At 37.2% G+C, this 18,227-nt stretch carries 17 protein-coding genes and 1 tRNA gene; 11 read left to right on the plus strand and 7 right to left on the minus strand.

Translation table 11 applies throughout. From position 1 onward, the window contains the following. Positions 1 to 4 precede the first annotated feature (4 nt). From ACTBZY_RS01715 to ACTBZY_RS01730, 4 genes are all read right to left on the minus strand, one after another. The gene (locus ACTBZY_RS01715; protein ID WP_463044595.1) at positions 5 to 1,276 is read right to left on the minus strand and encodes an adenylosuccinate synthase; all 1,272 of its coding nucleotides are present in this window, start codon (positions 1,274 to 1,276) and stop codon (positions 5 to 7) included. 37 nt (positions 1,277 to 1,313) lie between these two features. After that, entirely contained in the window at positions 1,314 to 1,778 is a 465-nt protein-coding gene (locus ACTBZY_RS01720) for a Fur family transcriptional regulator (protein WP_463044596.1), read from the minus strand. A gap of 76 nt (positions 1,779 to 1,854) precedes the next feature. Continuing rightward, positions 1,855 to 2,388, minus strand: coding sequence for a hypothetical protein (locus ACTBZY_RS01725; protein WP_463044597.1), 534 nt, complete (start codon positions 2,386 to 2,388; stop codon positions 1,855 to 1,857). 34 nt (positions 2,389 to 2,422) lie between these two features. After that, the gene (locus ACTBZY_RS01730; RefSeq protein ID WP_463044598.1) at positions 2,423 to 4,678 is read right to left on the minus strand and encodes a RelA/SpoT family protein; all 2,256 of its coding nucleotides are present in this window, start codon (positions 4,676 to 4,678) and stop codon (positions 2,423 to 2,425) included. Positions 4,679 to 4,855: 177 nt separating this feature from the next. Here ACTBZY_RS01730 and ACTBZY_RS01735 point away from each other — a divergent pair. The 6 genes from ACTBZY_RS01735 (at position 4,856) to ACTBZY_RS01760 (ending at position 9,896) form a co-directional block, all read left to right on the plus strand. Beyond that, positions 4,856 to 4,937, plus strand: a tRNA-Leu gene (locus tag ACTBZY_RS01735). A gap of 72 nt (positions 4,938 to 5,009) precedes the next feature. After that, a complete protein-coding gene (locus ACTBZY_RS01740; RefSeq protein ID WP_463044599.1) occupies positions 5,010 to 6,356 on the plus strand; it encodes a trigger factor in 1,347 nt (448 codons plus the stop codon). Positions 6,357 to 6,477: 121 nt separating this feature from the next. Beyond that, complete coding sequence (locus tag ACTBZY_RS01745) at positions 6,478 to 7,149, plus strand: ATP-dependent Clp protease proteolytic subunit (RefSeq protein WP_463044600.1); 672 nt, start codon at positions 6,478 to 6,480, stop codon at positions 7,147 to 7,149. A gap of 143 nt (positions 7,150 to 7,292) precedes the next feature. Next, positions 7,293 to 8,561 (plus strand): ATP-dependent Clp protease ATP-binding subunit ClpX, encoded by a 1,269-nt coding sequence (gene clpX, locus ACTBZY_RS01750; RefSeq protein ID WP_463044601.1) that lies wholly within the window; start codon positions 7,293 to 7,295, stop codon positions 8,559 to 8,561. 175 nt (positions 8,562 to 8,736) lie between these two features. Further along, entirely contained in the window at positions 8,737 to 9,177 is a 441-nt protein-coding gene (locus ACTBZY_RS01755; protein ID WP_463044602.1) for a hypothetical protein, read from the plus strand. Continuing rightward, a complete protein-coding gene (locus ACTBZY_RS01760) occupies positions 9,174 to 9,896 on the plus strand; it encodes an alpha/beta fold hydrolase (protein WP_463044603.1) in 723 nt (240 codons plus the stop codon). Before ACTBZY_RS01755 ends, ACTBZY_RS01760 begins: the two co-directional genes overlap by 4 nt. Here the strand turns inward: ACTBZY_RS01760 and xerD are convergent. Beyond that, complete coding sequence (xerD, locus tag ACTBZY_RS01765; protein WP_463044604.1) at positions 9,893 to 10,798, minus strand: site-specific tyrosine recombinase XerD; 906 nt, start codon at positions 10,796 to 10,798, stop codon at positions 9,893 to 9,895. The genes ACTBZY_RS01760 and xerD overlap by 4 nt on opposite strands. 95 nt (positions 10,799 to 10,893) lie before the next feature. Here xerD and ACTBZY_RS01770 point away from each other — a divergent pair, with 95 nt between their 5' ends. The 4 genes from ACTBZY_RS01770 (at position 10,894) to ACTBZY_RS01785 (ending at position 15,141) form a co-directional block, all read left to right on the plus strand. Further along, positions 10,894 to 11,673 (plus strand): hypothetical protein, encoded by a 780-nt coding sequence (locus ACTBZY_RS01770; protein WP_463044605.1) that lies wholly within the window; start codon positions 10,894 to 10,896, stop codon positions 11,671 to 11,673. Positions 11,674 to 11,685: 12 nt separating this feature from the next. Then, positions 11,686 to 12,555, plus strand: a complete 870-nt coding sequence (gene lipA, locus ACTBZY_RS01775; protein WP_463044606.1) for a lipoyl synthase — start codon at positions 11,686 to 11,688, stop codon at positions 12,553 to 12,555. Positions 12,556 to 12,858: 303 nt separating this feature from the next. Then, entirely contained in the window at positions 12,859 to 14,148 is a 1,290-nt protein-coding gene (gene metK / locus ACTBZY_RS01780; RefSeq protein ID WP_463044607.1) for a methionine adenosyltransferase, read from the plus strand. A gap of 105 nt (positions 14,149 to 14,253) precedes the next feature. After that, positions 14,254 to 15,141, plus strand: a complete 888-nt coding sequence (locus ACTBZY_RS01785; protein WP_463044608.1) for a DMT family transporter — start codon at positions 14,254 to 14,256, stop codon at positions 15,139 to 15,141. A 65-nt stretch (positions 15,142 to 15,206) separates the two neighbouring features. Here the strand turns inward: ACTBZY_RS01785 and ACTBZY_RS01790 are convergent, their stop codons facing one another. Together ACTBZY_RS01790 and ACTBZY_RS01795 are read right to left on the minus strand one after the other, a co-directional pair. Next, a complete protein-coding gene (locus tag ACTBZY_RS01790) occupies positions 15,207 to 15,953 on the minus strand; it encodes a zinc ribbon domain-containing protein (RefSeq protein ID WP_463044609.1) in 747 nt (248 codons plus the stop codon). Positions 15,954 to 16,002: 49 nt separating this feature from the next. Beyond that, positions 16,003 to 17,100, minus strand: a complete 1,098-nt coding sequence (locus tag ACTBZY_RS01795; protein ID WP_463044610.1) for a Nif3-like dinuclear metal center hexameric protein — start codon at positions 17,098 to 17,100, stop codon at positions 16,003 to 16,005. Between the two features lie 244 nt (positions 17,101 to 17,344). Between ACTBZY_RS01795 and ACTBZY_RS01800 the strand changes: the two genes are divergently transcribed. After that, positions 17,345 to 18,118 carry a cupin domain-containing protein gene (locus tag ACTBZY_RS01800; RefSeq protein ID WP_463044611.1) on the plus strand — a complete coding sequence of 258 codons (774 nt, stop codon included), beginning with the start codon at positions 17,345 to 17,347 and terminating at the stop codon, positions 18,116 to 18,118. The last annotated feature ends 109 nt before the right edge of the window (positions 18,119 to 18,227 follow it).

Raw genomic sequence — 18,227 nt, forward strand, 5'->3', positions numbered from 1 at the left:
AATTTTATCTTTTTATAGTGGCAGTTCTGTCTGGGCTAGTAGATACATATGTAATAGGCACGCCTACTTCTTCTTCAATGTATTTAACGTAGTCTTTAAGTTCTGCAGGAAGTTTATCAAAATCAGTTATACCTTCTAGTGAAGTGTTCCAACCTTTAACCGTCTTGTAAACAGGAGTTACCTCTTCATCACAAAGGTCAAATGGCATTTGATCTGTAGTGCTGCCATCTGGTAATTTATATCCCGTACATACCTCTAAATTTTCAAAAATGTTTAGTACGTCTGCTTTCATCATCACCAGCTGTGTTACACCATTTAGCATAACGGTATATTTCAAGGCTGGTAAATCTAACCATCCACATCTTCTTGGTCTACCGGTGGTAGCACCAAACTCGTTTCCTTCCTTACGCATCAGTTCTCCTGTAGCGTCTTCCAGTTCTGTAGGGAAAGGACCACTACCTACTCTAGTACAGTAAGCTTTGAAAATTCCGTAAACCTCACCTATTTTTCCAGGAGCTACACCAAGACCGGCACACACGCCAGCGGCGGTGGTAGAAGAACTAGTTACAAAAGGATAAGAACCAAAATCAATATCCAAAAGAGAACCTTGAGCACCCTCTGCCAATACTTTTTGGCCTTCGTTGAGGTGTTTATTAACAGTATACTCTGTTTCTGTGATTTTAAAAGTCTTTAAGAACTCACAAGCTTCAAAGAAAACTTTTTCTGTTTCTTCCAAACCTTCAATTTCAAAGTCTAGGAAGTTTAATTGCTCCTTATGTTTGTTAACTAGCTTGTCATATTTGCTTTTAAAGGAAGGTGATAAAATATCTCCCACTCTTAATCCATGTCTGCCAACTTTGTCTGTATAAGTTGGGCCAATTCCTTTTAATGTAGAGCCAATCTTATTAACTCCTTTGGCTTTTTCTTGAGCAGCGTCTAAAAGCCTATGTGTAGGAATAATGATAGAAGCTTTAGTAGAAATAACTAAGTTGCCCGTTAAATCCATGCCGAATTTCTCTGTCAAACTAGTAATCTCTTTCTTGAAAATCACAGGATCCAGAACTACACCATTACCAATAATATTGGTACAATCTTTTCTGAAAACACCAGAAGGGATTTGATGTAAAACATGTTTTAAGCCATCAAATTCAAGGGTATGACCAGCATTTGGTCCTCCCTGAAATCTTGCTACTACTTCGTATTGTGGTGCTAATACATCTACTATTTTCCCTTTCCCTTCATCTCCCCACTGCAAACCCAATAAAATATCTACCATACTAAAATGTCAAAGACTGTACTATTAATGATTGTTTTTAAACTGTTTTATTTTCGCAATTTTCTTTTTTGCAATTGCCATAAAAAATCAAAGAATGGTGCATGACGTCAAATTTAAGTGCGTCGCCTACCATTGTTTGAATATTTTGGATTCTAGGGTCACAAAATTCTTCTACTTTATGGCAGTCTAGGCAGATAAGGTGATCATGCTGTCTAGAGCCAAAAGCTTTTTCATATTGAGCTAAATTTTTACCAAACTGATGTTTAGTTACCAGGTCGCACTCCACTAAAAGATCCAGCGTATTGTAAACAGTAGCTCTACTCACTTGATACTTTTTGTTTTTCATGGAGATGTACAAGTCATCTACATCAAAATGATCTGTTCTACCATAAATTTCTTCAAGTATGGCAAAACGTTCTGGAGTTCTGCGAAGCTGCTTATTCTCCAAAAAGGCAAGAAAAATTTGTTTAGCAGAATCAAAATTTGAACTATTCGGATTCATTAATTTTCGGTTATGTTCACTCAAGCAAATTACTCACAAATTTACCTATTTTTAATGGCAAACAATGCCCTTTTGATCAAAAGTTGGCTGTAAGTCCAAGGCCGCCGGAATTACTTATGCCCAATTTAAGCTGGAAGGTAGTTTCTTTGGCCTCAAGGTTTTTCTTTAGATTTTCATTATACCAAAGAGCAGCATTGCTTTTAGTCTCGTTGGCAGACTCTACAAGACAAAGACCCGTGACGAAAAAAGCAATTCCTCCGAGAAGCTTGGGTAAACTTCTTACCACGTAAGGGTATTCTACGCCATTTTCAATATATACCATAGGCACGCCCTTAATAGCGTCATATGCTAGATAAACGCCTCCCGCAGAAATGATAGGGCCAGCAGGTAGAATGATGTTGGCTAGTTTATTTTTTTTAGACCATTTTTTACTGTCGCTTAATAAGGAGGAGAACTTGTGCTTTTGGAGCTTAATGCCATTTTTATAAATGTTAGTTTGCATAAAATTCCTTGATACACTAAGCGTGTCCATCAGCGTTGGATCCTCTGTTTGGCATTGCCCGTAAAAAGGCAGAAAGAGAATTGAAAATATCAGAAATAATCTTGGCATTAGCCGATTGCTTTTTTTCAAAAGTAATGGAATTTTAAATATCCTTAATTCGTACTCGACTAACATTCTCAATATCCTGGATTTTTGAAAGTTTTCTGACCAATTTCTCCATGTGTTTTGTGTCAAAAACAAATACTTTTATTTCACCTTCAAAAACGCCATGTTCGGTGTTTACATTCAGTCCACGCATGTTAATATGTAGTTCTTCAGAAATAACCTTTGAAATATCCTGAATCATACCGACTCTGTCGACTCCCTTCAGTTGGATAGTGGCCAAATAAGCTTTCTCAATCTGAGATGACCATTGAGCTTTAATAACTCTGTTGCCATAAGAAGAAAGTAGCTGTTGAGAGTTTGGGCAGCTTGTTCTGTGGACTTTAATGCCTTCGTTTACTGTTAAAAAACCGAAAACATCATCTCCAGGTATAGGAGTACAACACTGAGAAAGCGTATAGTCTAATTTTTGCAAATCGTCTCCTATTAATAGGGAGTCGTTTCCGTTAGACTTTTTAATGGCTTTTTCAAAGCTCTTGGCATTAGAAAAGGCATCATCATCAATGTTGTTTTTAAGTCTAAGGTTTGCTTGGGCCTCTCTTTCAGCCTTAAATCTTCTCAGTCTTTCTGGTAGAATATAACCTTTTCCAAAAGAATAATATAGGTCGTTATAGTCCTTTTTGTTGAAATAGGCTCTCAACTGGTTCATCGTCTCCAAGTTGTTTTCTATTCCCAGAATCTTGAGCCTTTTTGTTATGATTTCTTTACCGTCGATCTGATAGGTTTTGTTTTCTTCTTTTAAGGCTTCTTTTATTCGGCCTTTTGCCTTGGTAGTGACAACAAAGCGTAACCAGTCTTCAGAAGGTTTTTGGTTTTTAGTGGTTAAAATTTCAACTTGGTCGCCGTTTCTTAATACATGAGAGATGGGCAAAAGATGACCATTTACTTTTCCTGCGGTACATTTTTTTCCTACCTCAGTATGTATTTCATAGGCAAAGTCTAAAACGGTGGCTCCTTTTCTTAGCACCTTTAAATCTCCCTTAGGAGTAAAGGCAAAAACCTCTTCGTTGTATAAGTTTCCTCTAAAGTCCTCCACGAATTCCATGGCAGAATTGTCTTTAGACTCTAAGGTTTCTCTAACCTGATTAATCCACTGGTCTAAAGGTTTGTTAAGATTAGATTCGTTGCCCTTGTATTTCCAGTGTGCTGCGTAGCCTCTTTCGGCTACGTCATCCATTCTTTCGGTTCTAATTTGTACTTCTACCCAGGCACCGGTATGGCTCATTACGGTAGTGTGTAGCGATTCGTATCCGTTTGATCTGGGCGTAGAAATCCAGTCTTTTAATCTGTCTGGGTTGGGCCTATATTCGTCTGTTACAATACTGTAAGCCTGCCAACAGGCCGCTTTCTCTCTATCTAAGTGGTTGACAGAGATTCCTTTAAGAATGATCCGGATGGCAAATAGATCGTAAATGTTTTCAAAGGAAGTGCCTTGCTTTTTGATTTTATTGGCAATAGAGAAAATATGTTTCGGCCTTCCTTTGATAAAAAAATCTATGTTTGAGTTTTTTAATCTTCTTGAGATTGGATCCATAAAAGCTTCAATAAATTCCTCTCTCTTTTTCTTGGAAGATTTCAGCTTTTGTGCCACCGTCTTGTATAAGTCGGGCTCGTTATATTTTAAGTATAGGTCTTCTAATTCAGATTTAATTTGGTAAAGACCGAGTCTGTGAGCCAGTGGAGCATAAATGTAGATGGTTTCATGTGCAATTTTTAGTTGCGAGTTGCGAGCCATGCTTTTTAAGGTTCGCATGTTATGAAGCCTATCTGCTAGTTTTATTAAAATCACTCTGACATCTTCAGAAAGCGTCAAAAGCATCTTTCTGAAATTCTCAGCTTGAGCCGATTGACTTTGCTCAAAGTTCTCGGCAATTTTGGTTAGACCATCTATGATTCTTCGAACTTTAGGGCCGAAGTCTTTTTCGATGTCGTCAAGCGTTAGTTCCGTATCTTCTACTACATCATGTAAAAGGGCACAAACAATCGAAGTAGGGCCGAGTCCTATCTCTTGTATACATATCAAAGCAACCTCAAGGGGGTGGTAGATGTAAGGCTCACCAGACTTCCTACGCATCTCTTTATGGGCGTCCATTGAGATATTGAATGCCTTTCTGATTTGTTTGAGGTCGTCGCCTTGTAGGTATGGTTTAGCTTCTTTAAGTATGGCTCTATACCTTGCCTTAATCTCTTTCTTCTCTGCCTCAGAATAATATTCTTTTTCTTTAACCTTTTCCACTCAAGAGCCTTTTTTCTAATAATGTTATTTAATGATCAAATTTAGACATCTCTTTTTTATTAAGCGACTAGAATCTTTAAGAAATAATTTTTTGATTTTTTTTCTGAGAGTGTTTGCATTAATAAAATTCTAGTTTACCTTTGCAGCCCGATTGAAGTCTAAGATTTCAAAAAGGATGCGGGCGTGGCGGAACTGGTAGACGTGCTAGACTTAGGATCTAGTGCCGCAAGGCGTGGGGGTTCGAAACCCTCCGCCCGTACATTCAACCCTCTGGTCTTAATTCGGCTAGAGGGTTTTTTTATTTTTAATCTTCCAAAAATTATCTCCTTTGATGGAAACAACATTTGATAAATCTTCAGCTACCGATGCTCGCTTGAAAATTGTAATTGCTGAGGCGGATTACAAACCTGAGGTAGACAAAAAACTTAAAGAGTACGCGAAAACAGCCAATGTTAAAGGTTTTAGACCTGGTCATGTGCCTATTGGCTACGTCAAAAAACTATATGGTAAGAGTGTCTTGGTAGATACCGTTATCAATAAAGTAAGTGAAGGTGTTAATAATTATATCAAAGACAATAAATTAAAAGTAGTAGGAGATCCTATTCCAGATAATGAGGCTTATGATATTGACTGGGATAGCCAGACTGATTATACTTTTGAATATGAAGTGGGTTTGGCTTCTGATTTTGAAGTGGCGTTGGATAAACTTCCTGCCATAGAAACGTATGATATCGAGCCTGCTGAGGACCAAGTGAATCAGGCGATTGAAGATGTTAGAAAAAGAAATGGTGTAGATTCTGAGGCAGAGGAGTCCCAGATTGGTGATTTGCTTTTCGGAACTTTAAGTCAAGCTGAGACGGAGTTTGAAGCTCCTTCTGGAATTCCTACGGATAAACTGAGAGAGGATGTTCAGAAACTGTTTCTAGGTTTAGAGAAAGGTTCGAAAGTAAGTTTTGATGTTCAAACCCTTTTTGAAACAGATAAAGATTTAGGATTTGCCACTGGTAAGTCTGACGAAGAAGCTGCTGCTTTAAATGGTACTTTTGAATATGAGGTTAATAAAATCTCTAGAATGGCTCCAGCAGAAGTAAACCAAGAGCTTTTTGATAAAACTTTAGGAGAAGGTAAAGCTTCTAACGAAGAAGAATTCAGAAAGGGCTTGGCAGATATTATCAAAGAAAATTACGATAGAGAGTCTGCTTATCTTTTAGATTTTGATATTGAGAAAACGCTTCATGAATCTATTAAAATAGATTTGCCAGACGCTTTCTTAAAGAAGTGGTTATTCCAAGCTAATGAAGGTAAGTTTACGGAAGAGCAAATTGATACGGATTACGATGCATTTGCAAGAGGCCTTAGATTGGATTTGATTAAAGCAGAAATAGCGGAGAAAAACGAAATCAAGATTGAGTATGCTGACGTTTTAGAAGAGGTGAAATCTGAAATTAGAAACTACTTCGGAAACCAAGGATATGGTGGAATGGATGAATTTGTAGAGCAGATGGCTAAGAAGCAATTGGAAGAAAATAAAGACGGAGCGTTCAGAAACTATTATAACAAAGCTTTTGGTAAGGCGGTTGTTGCTTTTGCAAGAGATAAGGTTACTATTGAGAACAAAACTGTTAAAGTTGAAGAGTTTAATGATATAGCTAAAGCTAAGTATGATGCTGTAGCCTAATAACATTGCTAATTTCTTTAGAAAAGCCGAGACATCATGTTTCGGCTTTTTTAATAGGCGAACCACCAGCAATACTTTTTTGTTTAATTTTGATATAGGACAAAAGCTAAAAAATAAAAATATGCATTTCGGAGAAGAATTTAGAAAATATGCGGTCCACCATAGAGGCCTAAGTGGTAATACAGTTGACGATTACCTAAAGCATAATGTGAATAACATGACTGCAAATATTATTGAGGAACGTCCAATGAGGTTTGCTGCCATTGACGTTTTTTCAAGATTGATTATGGATAGGATTATCTTCTTAGGTACAGCCATAGACGATCAAATAGCAAATATAGTAGTGGCTCAGTTGTTGTTTTTGGAATCTGTAGATGCTAAGAAGGATATATTGATGTACATCAATAGTCCTGGAGGTTCTGTTTATGCTGGATTAGGAATGTATGATACCATGCAGTACGTAAGACCAGAGGTGGCAACTATCTGTACTTCTTTGGCTGCTTCTATGGGAGCGGTCTTACTGGCTGGTGGTGCTGCAGGAAAAAGATCGGCATTACCTCATGCAAGAGTTATGATTCACCAACCTAGCGGTGGAGCTCAAGGGCAGTCTAGTGATATGGAAATTTCTGTAAAGCAGATTATTGAATTGAGAAAAGAATTATACGATATTCTAGCTCAGCATACGGGTAAAACCTTTGAGCAAATTGAGAAGGATTCTGATAGAGATCATTGGATGAAAGCTGAAATTGCTAAGGAATACGGTTTAATAGACGAGGTGCTTTACAGAGACTAATAAATGAGTTTCGATTTGGATTCAAGCATGTTTGAAAAATGAAATTTGCTTGAATCCAATAGCTATCGAGTTCATTGTTTGAGTTGTTCATTCTTTTTAAGTACATGGAAAATTGTACTTTTGTATAAAAATAAATATTCTAAATGGCATATAAAGAGGCCTTTTGCTCTTTTTGCGGTCGCAAAAAAAATGAGGTAGATTTACTTCTTTCAGGTACAGATGGTCACATTTGCAACCATTGTATTGTACAAGGAAACGACTTGGTTCAACAAGAACTTTTTGGCGTTAATACCTTTGAAGGAGATAAGAAAAAAAAGAAGAAGAAGGAAGGCTTACCTAAGTTTGACCTAAGACCTCCTAAGGAATTAAAGGAGTATCTAGATGATTATATCATAGGTCAGGACGAAGCAAAGAAAGTTTTAAGCGTGGCGGTGTATAATCATTATAAAAGATTAATGCAGCCCAAAGTCAAGGATGATGTGATGATTGAAAAATCAAACATTATCATGGTAGGAGAGACGGGTACAGGTAAAACTTTTTTGGCTAAGACCATTTCTAAAATGCTTCAAGTTCCTTTCGCAATAGCTGATGCCACTGTTTTGACAGAAGCAGGTTATGTAGGAGAAGATGTAGAGAGTATTTTGAGTAGGTTGCTACAGGCCGCAGATTATAATATTGAACTGGCAGAAAGAGGCATCGTTTACATAGATGAGTTAGATAAGATTTCTAGAAAATCTGATAACCCTTCTATTACGAGAGATGTTAGTGGAGAAGGTGTTCAACAAGGACTTTTAAAACTTTTGGAAGGTTCTATAGTAAGTGTGCCTCCTCAGGGTGGCAGAAAGCATCCGGAACAAAAAATGGAGCAGATAAATACAGAAAATATTCTTTTTATCTGTGGAGGTGCTTTTGATGGTATTGAAAGACATATCTCAAAACGTATAAATAAGCAGCCAATCGGTTTTTCAACGGATAAAAAGCGAGATTCAGTCTGGGATAAAGAGAATATGCTTCGTTTTGTGACGCAGCAAGATTTGAAGTCTTTTGGTTTAATTCCTGAGCTAATAGGAAGATTGCCGTTATTAACTTATCTAAATCCTTTGGATAAAGAAACTTTAAAGAAAATTCTCGTAGAACCTAAGAACTCATTGTTGAAACAATACAGGAAGTTGTTTGATATGGAAGATATCAAGCTGGAGATAGAAGACGATGCCTTAGACTATATCGTAGATCAAGCTGTGATTTTCAATTTAGGTGCTCGTGGGCTTCGCTCTATCTGTGAAGCTATACTTACAGATGCCATGTTTGAACTTCCATCACAAAAGGATGTGAAGAAGTTTGTCTTGACATTAGAGTATGCGAAGCAGAAATTCGAAAGATCTTCGTATTACGAATTGAAATTGGTCGCTTAGTATATCAAAAACTTAATTAATAGCGTTGGATGAAATATCATTTTGTCTGACGCTTTTTTATATGTGCTCCCCTAAAATTTTCTATTTCGTAATTATTTCGGTATTGTTTTCGGCCTGTAGGCCTAACTATGCACTTTTAAATGAAGGCTACTCTTCTGATTATAAAAAGCCATTATTGAAAAAAACGCTAGATTTTGAAGTTGCTGAAATTTCTCCCAAAAGGGAAGTTCTAATAGAGCATGATGTTCCGAGAGTGGTGGCTAAAATTCTTTCCGTTGGGAAACACTTTCCTAAAGTAGCGGTGAAAGATGAGAAAGTGAAAATCCCTAAGTTTTCAACTTTTAGTCCACAAAAACTAGGACCAAAGCCTAAGCCCACATTAAAAGAAAAGCAAAAAAAGAAAAGGCAGAGGCAAAGATTCTGGAGACAGGTAGGTAGTAATTTTGCTATTGGAGGTTTTTTCTTAGGTATTGCTATAGTCCTTTCTCTGGTTCATTTGCAGAGTTTGGCAGCTATTTTTGGTTTGGCGTCTATTTTATTCCTATTTTTTGGAATGAAAAAGTTTTTCAAAAAACGAAAGCGTCAAAACAACAACCCATTTAAGAAAAAACAATGAATGTAGTACTTCTTCACGGTTTTGGCGAAAACCCGAATATATGGGAAAGCTTTTTGCCTCAATTACCTCAGAAATATAACTTTATTCTTCTGGACTACTCTAAAATAGCCTTTTGTCAAACTATAGATCAGTATGCTCAATGGGTGCATACAGAAATAGAACAATTGGGCTTGACTCGTTTTGTGCTTATAGGCCACTCTATGGGTGGTTATATCTCTTTAGCATATGCGGAAAACCATCCGGCGTATTTGGCAGGTTTAGGTCTTTTTCATTCAACGGCATATGCAGATTCGGAAGAAAAAAAGTTAAATAGAGATAAGACAGCCGCATTTATAGGGAAAAGAGGTTCAAAACTATTCATTGATAGCTTCTTGCCTAATATGTATAATGAAGATTTTGTCCGAAAGAATGCAGTTTATATTGGTCAACAGTTAGAAGAAAACAGGAAGTTGCCAAAAGAAGCTTTAATACAAGCCACCATGGCCATGAAAATTAGACTTGATAGAACGGCGGTGCTTAAATCTTTAAAGCTTCCTGTGCTGTTCGTAGTGGGTAAAAAGGATAAGTTTATAAGTTTTGAGGATTCTATGGAGCAGATTCCACTACTAAGAAATCCCTTTGTTCTTGTTTTGGGGCATATAGCTCATGCGGGAATGAAAGAAGCCCCAGAAAGTTGTGCTGGAATAACAACAGATTTTTTAGAGGTTTGTTTTTCTTAGGCTCTTGGATGGAATTGTTCCATAGTTTGTTTTAAATAAGCTCTATCTAAATGAGTGTAGATTTCCGTTGTGGTGATGCTCACATGTCCTAGCATGTCTTGTACAGCTCTTAAGTCGGCACCTCCTTCAATTAAGTGCGTGGCGAAACTATGCCTAAAAGTATGTGGTGAAACTTTCTTGGGGAGTCCGCTGTGTACTGCTAGATCTTTTATGATAATGAAAATCATCACTCGGGATAGCTTAGCACCTCGTCTGTTTAGAAAGAGGTAATCTTCGTGCCCCGATTTAATATCTAAATTGAACCGAGCTTCTTTCATATAAATCTTACAATACTTGATGGCCTCCAGGCCAATAGGCACTAGTCTGGTTTTGTTTCCTTTTCCCGTAATGGTGATAAAACCCTCGTCAAAGTGACAGTTACTGATGTTTAGCTCAATAAGTTCTGTTACCCTAAGTCCACAGCTATACAACACTTCAAGAATGGCTCTGTTTCTTACCCCTTCATCCGTAGAATGGTCAATGGCCGACAGTAATCCTTCAATCTCATGAAAGTGAAGAATCTCTGGTATTTTTCTGTTTGTTTTTGGGCTTTCGATAAGCTCTGTAGGATCCGTTAGTAGATGGTCTTCCATGAGTAAAAATTTATAAAAAGCTTTCCAACCACTCAGAATTCTACTCTGTGAAGTAGGAGCAAGTCCCACTTCATTGAGTTGATTTATTATGTCTGAAATTTCCACTTCTTTTAGCAATAGTGGCGTGGAAGTTTGAGAGTAGCTGAGCAGTTTTAAAACATCCCTTTCGTAGGCCAGAATACTGTTTTCCGACAAAGAGCGTTCCAATTTTAGATAATCTTTGAACTCATTAATATAAAATTGCCAAGAATTTAAATCTTTTGTTGCCACAGTGCGTTAATAGGTCAGAGTTTAAACTTAGAAAAAATATTTTGTTTAGGAGGTTTTGGGTTTAAAATCTATATTTACTTCCTACTAATAAACCTATGGGGAAAGCTACTTTTAAGATTTTCATACTTCTTTGCTTGGTGAATGTAGTATCTTTTGGTCAACGCCGAACAGATGCTGCTGAAGAATCTGAGTTGGATGAATCAAAATATTTTGGGTATGGAGTTACCACAAATACACATTCGGGTCTTTTGGGCGGTTTGATTTTTAGAAGTTCAACACCCATTTCGCAGAAAAACAATCTGCCGGTTCATCGTTACATTGCTCTAGAGCTTGTTAATATAAAGCACCCCAAGGAATATCAAAATCCAACGTCCATAGGGAGTAAGTTTATATATGGTAAAACAAACTATTTCTTTGTGGTAAGACCGGAATACGGTAGAGAGTGGTATTTTTTTAAGAAAAACGGGGAGACGAGTATTGGTTTAAGTGGGGTTCTGGCTGCTGGTCCTTCCTTAGGAATAGAAAAACCTTATTACATAAAATATGGTAGAGCTAATAGAGAACAAGAGATAGTAACGGTATACGATCCCGACATTCACACAGATTTAAGTCAAATAACGGGGGCTGCTAGTATATGGCAAGGTTTCTTGAATAATGCAAAATTAAACCCTGGTTTTCATGTCAAAGCTGCGGCTAATATTGACATGAGCACTTTTGGAGATAATATTACGGGGTTCGAGCTAGGTACTACATTTGAGTTTTTTGGACGACGTCCTGAAATAATTTCCTCAAAACTTTCTTCAAATCCCCAAGCCTTTGCTACAGCTTACCTAACTTTGTACTTCGGAAGTAAGAAACTTAAAAAGAAGAAATAAACTTTTAGGTGTATGGTAGAAGCAGTAGAGCAGTCAAAAAGGGCTAAAAGACCAGATTGGTTGCGTGTGAAATTGCCGATAGGCGAAAATTATAAAAAAGTAAGAGAAGTAGTAGATAAGAATAATCTTCATACTATTTGTCAATCTGGAAACTGCCCAAATATGGGTGAGTGCTGGGGAGAGGGTACCGCTACATTTATGATATTAGGTAATGTGTGTACTAGAAGCTGTACCTTTTGTGCGGTGGCAACAGGCAGACCTACAGAGTATGATACTGCTGAGCCAGAAAGAGTGGCAGATGCCATTAAAACTATGGGGGTAAAGCATGCTGTGATCACTTCTGTAAATAGAGATGAGCTAAAAGACAAAGGAGCTCAGGTATGGTATGATACGGTTATAAAAACAAAAGAATTATCTCCAAGTACCACTATAGAAACATTGATTCCAGACACAAAGGGAAACTGGGAGGCTTTGTATAAAATGATTTCTGGTGGCCAGGAAGTGGTTTCTCATAATATGGAAACTGTTGAAAGGCTTTATAGACCAGTAAGGCCGCAGGCCAAATATGAAAGAAGCTTAGAACAGATTAGAAGAACCAAGGAATATGGTAAGCGAACCAAAACTGGCATGATGCTGGGTTTAGGAGAGAAAAAGGAGGAGGTTTTAATGGCTATGGGACATTTGGTAGAAAATGGATGTGATATCCTAACTTTAGGTCAATATCTTCAACCTACTAAAATGCATCATGAGGTGATTGAATTTATTCATCCTGATATGTTTGCTCTTTATAAGGAAGAGGGACTTAAGATGGGCTTAAAATATGTAGAATCTGGGCCTTTGGTACGTTCTAGCTATCATTCTGAGCGTCATGTGAATGTGTAATCATTACGGGACAAATATTTTTTATTGTAAAGCAGCCTTAGGGCTGCTTTCTTTGTTTTATTGCTGAGTTTAAGAGTGGAAGTGGATTGTTAGATTATCTGCAAATGATTCTGTGTCTAGATAAATTATCTATTCTAGTGGCTTGGGAAAGAAAATATAACTTCGATTTTAAGTTTTACTAAATAATATGCATTTTTGCATGGTCAGTTAGTAAGTCGATAAAAAACATTTAAAGGGTTAGCACCTTTTTGGAACGAATACTGTATTGATAGTGGTAGTTTTCCAATCAAAAAATAAATATTAATGCCTTATTTATTCACATCCGAGTCCGTTTCAGAAGGACACCCAGATAAAGTAGCAGACCAAATTTCTGATGCTTTAATAGATCACTTTTTGGCTTTTGACCCAAATTCGAAAGTAGCATGTGAAACGCTTGTAACTACCGGGCAGGTGGTTTTGGCAGGCGAGGTCAATACAAAGACCTATTTGGATGTACAAACTATTGCAAGACAGGTTATTAATAAAATAGGTTATACGAAGGCGGAATACATGTTTGAGGGTAACTCTTGTGGCGTTATTTCTGCCATCCATGAGCAGTCTTCCGATATTAACCAGGGCGTAGACAGAAAAACTTCTGATAATTTTGAGGATAAAGCAAATGCTCAGGGAGCTGGTGACCAAGGGATGATGTTCGGTTATGCGACTAGCGAAACTGATAATTATATGCCTTTGGCTCTAGATTTGTCTCATAAAATTCTTCAGGAATTAGCAGATGTTAGACGAGAAAGCGACGCCATAAAATATTTAAGACCAGATGCTAAATCTCAGGTTACTATTGAATATTCTGACGATAACGAGCCTATAAGAATAGATACCATAGTAGTATCAACACAGCATGATGATTTTGCGGAAGATGAAATCATGCTTAAGCAGATAAAGGACGACATTATTAAAGTTGTAATTCCGAGAGTAACGGCTAAATTAAAACCAAGTCTTCAGAAATTATTCAACGATGATATTTTATATCATATCAACCCAACAGGGAAATTTGTGATTGGTGGACCTCATGGAGATACTGGTCTAACTGGTCGTAAAATCATTGTGGATACTTATGGTGGTAAAGGAGCACATGGAGGAGGAGCTTTTTCTGGAAAAGATCCTTCTAAAGTAGATAGATCTGCAGCCTATGCTACACGTCATATTGCAAAGAACTTAGTAGCTGCTGGAGTTGCTAAGGAGGTTTTGGTTCAGGTTTCTTATGCCATCGGCGTTGCGAAGCCTTGTGGTGTCTTTCTGGACACTTATGGCACTGCTACTGTTAAAGATGCTAACGGTAATAAGCTGAATGATGGACAAATAGCGAGAGAGGTAGAGAAGTTATTTGACTTAAGACCTTATGCTATTGAGCAGAGATTAAAACTTAGAAACCCAATTTATTCCGAAACCGCCGCCTATGGTCACATGGGTCGTGAGCCTAAAACAGTGACTAAAGTTTTCCAAAATGCGGGTCAAACGGCAGAAGTAGAAGTGGAATTGTTTACATGGGAGAAATTGGATTATGTAGATAAAGTAAAAGCTGCTTTTAACCTTTAGGATTTAAGGGGTTTTTATTAGAATGAACTCGTGGTCTTTAAAGATTACGAGTTTTTTTGTTTCTAAGCTGTTGCTTTTTTTTGAAGTACTTAACACTTTTGTACGATGCAATCTTCCTCTAATAAGTTTTATTTCTTTGGCGTTCTATTTGCGTTGGTATGGTCTTCAGCTTCAGTAACCGCAAAGCTGGGTTTGAAGTTTGTCCAACCCTTTGTCCTTTATCAAGGTAGGTTTACATTAGCGGCTATCTGCCTACTTATTCTGGTCTACTTAATTCAACGAAAACGCTTCCCTAAAGGAAAGGAATGGGGACAATTAGCCTTGTTTGGTTTTTTGAATGTTACGGTGGCACTAGGTCTATTTGTTGTAGCCATTAATGAAGTGGCCGCGGGTATTGGAGCTTTGCAAGTCGGTTTAAACCCATTAGTGATTGGCGTGCTTTCTGCACTCATAGCCAAGAAGAAAATACCATTAAAAGGATATTTAGGTCTTTTATTTGGCATCACTGGCGTGGCCGTATGTGTCTATCCGCTACTTTTAGACAGTTCTGCGACGTATAGAGGATTGTTTTTGTTGGCTTGTAGTACGCTGTCCTACTCTAGTGCAGCGGTATATTTTGGTTCTGTGGAATGGGAAATGGATAAGCTAAGTATTAATGCTTGGCAGTCCTTTTTTGGAGCTTTGTTTCTCTTTCCTTTTACATATTTTGCATTTGACGGAAGCTATGTTTTTAACGAAGAATTGGTCTATTCTATGTTTTGGTTAGGTGTCCCCATTTCCGTAGGGGCAGCCTATATATGGCTTTGGTTACTGTCAAAAGATACCGTAAGAGCGTCTTTCTTTTTATTTCTGTGCCCTCCCTTCGGCCTCTTTTATGCTTATTTTATACTTGGAGAGCCTTTTACGTGGTATACTTTTACTGGATTGTTAATAGTGATGTTTGCCTTGTATCTAGGTAAAGCAGAGAAAATAGTCATAGAAGAACCAGCTTGATTTTAAAAATCAAGCATAAAAAAAGAGGCTCTAAGCCTCTTTTTTCTTTTGTACACGATTTGAAATTACTTTCTCTTTCTGTGTACCTTAATGATATCTGCGTCTGCTAAGATTCTTCCACAATGCTCGCAAATGATGATTTTAAGTTTCTCCATGATGTCTGCTTGTCTTTGTGGTGGTACCACGTTAAAGCATCCTCCACAAGCACCTCTATCAACTGTAACAATTGCTAAGCCGTTTTTAGCACTTCCTCTTATTTTATTATAAGCATTTAAAAGTCTAGCCTCTACTTTCTTGCTTTGCTTAGCACTTTGCTTTAATAATTTTTCTTCCTCTTCCTGACTTTCAATGACAAGTTTGTCTAGCTCTTTTTTCTTTATTTCAAGAACTTCTTTCTTGGTATTAAGAGTGCCTTTAGTCTCGTCAATTTCTTGTTGCTTAGATTTTTGCTTGAATTCGCCTTCTCTAATTCTTTTGTCAGAAAGTTGAATTTCTAGTTCTTGTAATTCAAGCTCCTTAGAAATAGCATCGAATTCACGATTATTTCTAACATTCATTTGCTGATCCTTGTACTTAATGATCAGTTTCTCTGAATCTTTTTTATTTAGCTTATGACGTTCAATTTCTTCAGTAAGACCATCTAACTCAGATGAAAATTTGCTGACTCTCTTTTCAATACCAATTACCTCATCTTCCAAATCTTTCACCTCTTCTGGTAGGTCTCCACGAAGCTTTCTTAGTACATCTAATTTCGAATCTATCTCCTGAAGCTTTACAAGCGAATCTAATTTATCTGCTATCGTTAATTCCATAAACTTTGATTAAAGTTTTTATATCAAGGCGTGTTAAACCTTAAGGTACTTAATAAAAATAATTTACCGGGTTGGTTTTCACCTCCGATAAATAGGTCGCAAAATTAGTGATTTTTTTCAATATAACATCTCTAATTAATTCTTTTGTAAACTGTTCGCTTTCATAATGGCCAATGTCCGCAATGATTATTTTATTATCGGCATCGAAGTACTCATGGTACTTATAATCTGAGGTAATAAATATATCGGCCTCTGCTTTGATGGCATCATTCAAAAGGAAGCCGCCAGATCCTCCGCAAACCGCTACTTTTTGAATTTGCGAAGCACATAAATCTGTATATTTAATCACAGAAAGGGACATCCGTTCTTTTAGTGATTTAAAAAAGGCATTGGGTTCCATCGGATTCTCTAAAATACCTACAGCCCCTGAACCTACCATATGAAAGTCATTTTCAAGTTCATGGAGATAGTAGGCTACTTCTTCATAAATGTGTCCGCTACGCATTGCTGCCAACACGGCCTGCTTCCTATAAAAAGGAAAAATGACTTCAATTCTACTTTCTTCCACTTCCTCATAAGTGCCTACTTTTCCAATGGTGGGGTCTGCCAGTTCGTTGGCCTTAAATGTTCCCTTTCCAATAGTTCTAAAACTACAGTTAGAATAATTGCCGATGTCTCCAGCTCCTGCAGCGTAAAGTGCATCTAAAAGTTGACCAGTATTGTCTTTTGGTACAAAAACTGTGAGTTTCATCAAAAGGTCTTTTTTCGGGCTTAAGATGCTTACATTTTTAAGACCGATTTTCTCCGCTATTTTGAAGCTAACACCTCCAAAAATATTATCCAAATTGGTATGACTGGCATAAATAGCGATATCATTTTTTATGGCTTTAATGATGGTTCTTTCTATGTAGTTTTTTCCTGTAATTTTCTTTAATCCTTTGAAGATTATCGGATGATGAGCGATTACTAAATTGCAGTTTTTCTCGATGGCTTCATCTATAACAGATTCCACGCAGTCAAGACTGACAAGCACGTTGTTAATCTCCAGGTTGTTATTACCCACTATTAATCCCGAATTATCATAAGATTCTTGGTAAGACAAGGGAGCTATTTCCTCTAAGTGCTTAATTAATTCTTTGATGAGCATGGTATCGATTTTCTAAAATTTGCATGTCCAAAATAGGTATCTTTATAGAGATATCACTATCATTTTTCTATAAAAAATGACATTCCGTCTTTTAAATAATAGTTTAAATCTCACAAATGTAAATATTGTCAAATAAAGTAGTACTTTTCAACGTCGTTAAATTGTTTCGGGCGGCCTCAGAAATTAGCCGAAACAGTCGATTGACGGGATTTTATATTCCAACTTATCTATTGAAGTAATTAAAATGAAAGGCATTAAACTTTCTGTTCTTTTTAGCATTGTTTGTTTTATGGGTAACGCACAAATGAGTCAAGTGAAATCTGGGGTTTACAGATGGGATGAGTTACCAGTTAAAGAGGGAAAACAGAGGGTGGGAAGGAAAATTATGGAGGGTACTGCTCCATATTTTTCTTTCTTAGAAATGCATGCCACTACGCAAGAAAAAGGTGCAAAACCTGCAGCACCGCATACGCAAAGCGAAATTGAAGAAGTGCTTTTTGTCAAAGAAGGACTTATGAAGATGACTATGGACGGAGAGAGTAGAATTCTTCCGGCAGGTAGTGTTATTCTTATTCCGCCCCTGGTGGAGCAATCCCTCGAAAATGTGGGAGATGGTTCTTTAACATATTATGTCATGATGTTTAAGGCGGAAAAGGAAATGGATATAGAAAGGAGTAATACCGCTGGTGGAGCACTTTTCATCGATTCAGGGAAGCTAGAGTTTAAGCCGACTACAAAAGGAGGTAGGGTAGATTATATGAGAAGACCTACTGCGATGTGCGAGGAGTTTGAAATGCACGTTACCTTGCTTAATGAGAAAGGACCTAGTCATCAAGCCCATTCGCATAAAGACGCTGAAATGATTCTGATGATTGAGGGAGAAGCAGAAATGACAATAGATGGTCAAAAATATGATGGAAAGGTAGGCGACTTGTTTTTGATGAATCCAAATCAAATGCATACAATTGCTAATCGTTCAAATATCCCATGCCGTTACTACGCTTTTAGATGGTTCTAATTCTAAGGAACATTAAATTAAGTCAGACCTTTTGGCTTAAAGTCAATCATAACTTTTCTCTGTTTTTTAAAGAGGTATCCACAGAACTCATTCCCATTTTAGTTTCTAC

It is taken from the genome of Arcticibacterium sp., assembly GCF_055134445.1.

Coding starts and splice junctions, on each gene's coding strand:
- metK (WP_463044607.1), top strand. CDS start 12,859: ATGCCTTATTTATTCACATCCGAGTCCGTTTCAGAAGGACACCCAGAT.
- ACTBZY_RS01790 (WP_463044609.1), bottom strand. CDS start 15,953: ATGGAATTAACGATAGCAGATAAATTAGATTCGCTTGTAAAGCTTCAG.
- ACTBZY_RS01795 (WP_463044610.1), bottom strand. CDS start 17,100: ATGCTCATCAAAGAATTAATTAAGCACTTAGAGGAAATAGCTCCCTTG.
- ACTBZY_RS01740 (WP_463044599.1), top strand. CDS start 5,010: ATGGAAACAACATTTGATAAATCTTCAGCTACCGATGCTCGCTTGAAA.
- ACTBZY_RS01745 (WP_463044600.1), top strand. CDS start 6,478: ATGCATTTCGGAGAAGAATTTAGAAAATATGCGGTCCACCATAGAGGC.
- lipA (WP_463044606.1), top strand. CDS start 11,686: ATGGTAGAAGCAGTAGAGCAGTCAAAAAGGGCTAAAAGACCAGATTGG.
- ACTBZY_RS01785 (WP_463044608.1), top strand. CDS start 14,254: ATGCAATCTTCCTCTAATAAGTTTTATTTCTTTGGCGTTCTATTTGCG.
- ACTBZY_RS01720 (WP_463044596.1), bottom strand. CDS start 1,778: ATGAATCCGAATAGTTCAAATTTTGATTCTGCTAAACAAATTTTTCTT.
- ACTBZY_RS01760 (WP_463044603.1), top strand. CDS start 9,174: ATGAATGTAGTACTTCTTCACGGTTTTGGCGAAAACCCGAATATATGG.
- ACTBZY_RS01725 (WP_463044597.1), bottom strand. CDS start 2,388: ATGCCAAGATTATTTCTGATATTTTCAATTCTCTTTCTGCCTTTTTAC.
- ACTBZY_RS01800 (WP_463044611.1), top strand. CDS start 17,345: ATGAAAGGCATTAAACTTTCTGTTCTTTTTAGCATTGTTTGTTTTATG.
- ACTBZY_RS01770 (WP_463044605.1), top strand. CDS start 10,894: ATGGGGAAAGCTACTTTTAAGATTTTCATACTTCTTTGCTTGGTGAAT.
- ACTBZY_RS01715 (WP_463044595.1), bottom strand. CDS start 1,276: ATGGTAGATATTTTATTGGGTTTGCAGTGGGGAGATGAAGGGAAAGGG.
- clpX (WP_463044601.1), top strand. CDS start 7,293: ATGGCATATAAAGAGGCCTTTTGCTCTTTTTGCGGTCGCAAAAAAAAT.